Raw genomic sequence first — 3,499 nt, 5'->3', positions numbered from 1 at the left:
GACGAGTACCCCACCGGCGTCTACGTCCTGCCCAAGCACCTGGACGAGAAGGTCGCCCGCCTCCACCTGGCCGCCCTCGGCGTCAAGCTCACCGAGCTGCGCCCGGAGCAGGCCGAGTACATCGGCGTGCAGGTCGAAGGCCCGTACAAGCCGGACCACTACCGCTACTGATCGGCTGCCGAACCGCTCCCGGCCGGCTTCCGGCCGGGACCGGAACAGCACCGTCGGCCAGCAGCCGAAGCTCCGAGGCAGGCCCCCCGCACCCCCGTGCCGGGGGGCCTGCCCCGTTCGACCGGCCGATGACCGGCCCAGCCCGTCAGGACCCAGGACCCCCATGCCCCGCGGCCGCTATTCGCTCCACGATCCGCACGATCACACCCCCCTCGCAGAAGAACACTTCCAGTGCGCCCCCGGCCCCTCCGGCTGGCGCTACGTCTCCCAGCTGACCGCCCCCTCGGGCGATCACCACGGCTCCGTCGACCTCACCCTCGACGAGCTCGGCCGCCCCCTCCGCCTCGAACTGCACGCCGCCGCCTGGCAGGTCCGCGGCGCCGCCCTCGACGGCGTCACCTGGGTCCGCACCGACCCCACCGGAACCGAGGCCACCGAAGGCAACGTGCGCGCCCACGCCTTCACCGGCACCTCCCCGGCGTTCCTCGTCGCCACCGCCCGGCTCCTGCGCCTCACCCCCTCCTCCGCAGCCACGCGCGTACGCCTCGTCGCCTTCACGGATCCGGTCCTCGCCCCCCGCACCGTCGACCAGTCCTGGACCTTGCTGAGAAGCGAAGCACACCCCACTGACAACGCCCCCCTCATCGTGGACGAATACCAGGTCACAGCCCTGGACACGGGGGAGCAGCACGCCGTGCACATCGCCGGCGACGTGGTCCTCGCCGCCCCCGGCATCGAACTCGAGGACCTGGAATCGCCCCCGTCGGTCTTCTCCTGAACCACCGGCCGGCTCGGGCTCGGCACCCCTACGCCGGCGGCACGAACCCCGTACCGGGCCGCTCGGGCCGCGCGTCCTCCGACGCCCCGCCCGACCGCGGAGCGGACGGCTCGACGGGCGGCTGAACCGGCCCGGCGGGCGGTGCGGACGCCACCGGTGCCGTACCCGCCGGGACCGGGGGCGTGAACGCGGAGGACTCGGCACCGGGCGCGACCGGCGGCAGGGACGAGGCGGAAGCAGCGCCGGGTCCGCCCCGAGCCGCGGACGCACCGGGAACCACGCCGGAAGCGACCGGCCCGCTGCCGAACGCCCGCCGGGTCTCCCGCACCTGCCGCTCCTGCACGACCGCCGCCAGATAGGCCGCCGCCGGCACCCCGTGCGGCACCGGCGCCCCCGTACGCCCCGCGAGATCCGACGCCAGCCGCTGCGCCATCGACCAGCCCACCTGCGGATCCAGCTGGTGCATGCGCGTCAGGTACTGACGGACCGCGAGCCACAACCCGTCCGGCACCGCCGACAGGTCCAGTTCCGCGAACCGCCCCGCGAGCCAGGGCGGAGGGGGCGGCACGAAGCCGCTCCGGGTCACCGGAAGCCGCTCCCGCACGACCAGGGTCCCCGCGAACACGTCCCCCAGCCGCCGGCCACGCGCCGACACGAACGAGGCGATGCAGGCGACGACCCCGAAGGTCATGAGGATCTCGATCACCCCGATCAGACCCCGCACCAGCGCGTGGCGGAACCGGATCGGACCGCCGTCGTCCCGCACCACGCGCAGCCCGCACGCCATCTTCCCGAGCGACCGCCCGTGGCTGAGCGTCTCGACGGCGATCGGCCCGCCCACCAGCACCAGCACGAACGACGCGATCGACAGCGCCGTCTGCGCCGCCTCGTCCAGCGAGGCCGTCGACGCGACGAGCGCGATGGTCACGGCGACGTAGACCGCCACGGCCGCCACAAGATCGAGCAGCACGGCCAGCGCCCTGCTGGGCAACCTCGCGGGCCGCAGCTCCAACGCCACGGCCTCGCCCGTCACCAGCTCACTCACGCCCGCCGTCCCTTCCCCTGCCCTGCCCCCGACAGCCCCCAGTCTGCCAAGCTGAGCATCGCACCGTAGTACGACAAGCTTGATCCACGACGAGCCGCCGACGATCAGCCGAGGAGCAGGCACACCGATGGACCTCGACGTCTTCGTCTCCGCCCACCGTGCGGAGTGGGACCGCCTCGAAGCCCTGCTCCGCCGCCGGCGCCGCCTCAGCGGCTCCGAGGCCGACGAACTCGTCACCCTCTACCAGCGTGCAGCGACCCACCTGTCCCTGATCCAGTCCAGCGCCCCCGATCCGCAGCTGACGGGCCGGCTCAGCCAGCTCGTGGCACGCGCGCGCAGTGCGGTGACGGGAACCCGCCGCGCCTCATGGCGCGACGTCACCCGTTTCCTGGCGCACGGCTTTCCGGCCGCCGTCTACAAGGCTCGGCACTGGTGGGTGCCCACAGCCCTGCTGTCCACGGCCGTCGCGGCGCTCCTCGGCTGGTGGATCGGCACCCACCCGGAGGTCCAGGCCTCCATCGCGGCCCCCAGCGAACTCCGGGACCTCACCCGCCCCGGCGGCCAGTACGAGACGTACTACTCCAGCCACCCGGCCGCCAGCTTCGCCGCCCAGGTGTGGACGAACAACGCCTGGGCTGCCGCGCTCTGCCTCATCCTGGGCGTCTTCCTGGGGCTCCCGGTCCTGTGGATCCTCTTCCAGAACATGCTCAACCTGGGCGTCGGTGTCGGCCTGATGTCCTCGGCCGGCCGCCTGGACACCTTCCTCGGCCTGGTGCTCCCGCACGGTCTGCTGGAACTCACCGCGGTCTTCGTGGCCGCAGGCACCGGCCTGCGTCTGGGCTGGACATTGGTCGACCCCGGCCCCCGCACGCGTCGCACAGCGCTGGCCGAAGAGGGCCGCGCCGCCATCGGCATGGCCATCGGCCTCGCCCTGGTCCTCTTCATCTCCGGAGCCATCGAAGGCTTCGTCACCCCGTCGGGACTCCCGACCTGGGCCCGCATCGCCATCGGCATCGCCGCGGAAGCGGCCTTCCTGGCCTACGTCTATGTCCTCGGCGGTCGTGCCGCCCGTACCGGTGAGACAGGTGACGTCGACGCGGCGGAGCGCAGCGCGACCGTCCCCACAGCCGCTTGATCGTCCCGCCCACCGGCGGATGTGCGAGTACGTCCGTTCAACTGCTAGTCTCCTCTTCGCCCCACGGGAGCCGTTGACACGGCGACTGCGGGGAGGTAGATTCGAACAGTTGCCTGGAAGTGGGGCTCGGCCCCAGACCGGCACAGTGAGTGTCTATCTGCTTCTTGAATCTCTGAGTTCGAAGAAGCCTCTCCCGATGAATCGGAAATGAGCGGCCGGTCAGTCCGGCCGAAAACTTCTGATAAAGTCGGAACCGCCGGAAAGGAAACCGCGAGAGCGGAAACCTGGAAAGCACCGAGGAAATCGGATCGGAAAGATCTGATAGAGTCGGAAACGCAAGACCGAAGGGAAGCGCCCGGAGGAAAGCCCG

General features: G+C 71.7%; 4 protein-coding genes. 3 read left to right on the top strand and 1 reads right to left on the bottom strand.

Going from position 1 to position 3,499, the window contains the following annotated elements; all coding sequences use genetic code 11:
• Both ACZ6ZN_RS33065 and ACZ6ZN_RS33060 read left to right on the top strand, forming a co-directional pair.
• Positions 1-171 (top strand): adenosylhomocysteinase (locus ACZ6ZN_RS33065; protein ID WP_469651912.1); only part of this gene is annotated, 171 nt, incomplete at its 5' end.
• Between the two features lie 163 nt (positions 172-334).
• Positions 335-949, top strand: a complete 615-nt coding sequence (locus tag ACZ6ZN_RS33060) for a hypothetical protein (protein WP_469651910.1) — start codon at positions 335-337, stop codon at positions 947-949.
• Positions 950-977: 28 nt separating this feature from the next.
• Here the strand turns inward: ACZ6ZN_RS33060 and ACZ6ZN_RS33055 are convergent, their stop codons facing one another.
• Entirely contained in the window at positions 978-1,994 is a 1,017-nt protein-coding gene (locus ACZ6ZN_RS33055; protein ID WP_469651908.1) for an RDD family protein, read from the bottom strand.
• A gap of 127 nt (positions 1,995-2,121) precedes the next feature.
• On the opposite strand from ACZ6ZN_RS33055, the gene ACZ6ZN_RS33050 reads away from it, so the two are divergent.
• Complete coding sequence (locus ACZ6ZN_RS33050) at positions 2,122-3,129, top strand: stage II sporulation protein M (protein WP_469651906.1); 1,008 nt, start codon at positions 2,122-2,124, stop codon at positions 3,127-3,129.
• Positions 3,130-3,499 lie beyond the last annotated feature (370 nt).

Source organism: Streptomyces sp. NPDC053665, assembly GCF_055585285.1.
Note: the sequence above shows the minus strand (reverse complement) of the source record. Positions and strands in the feature narration are given on the sequence as shown.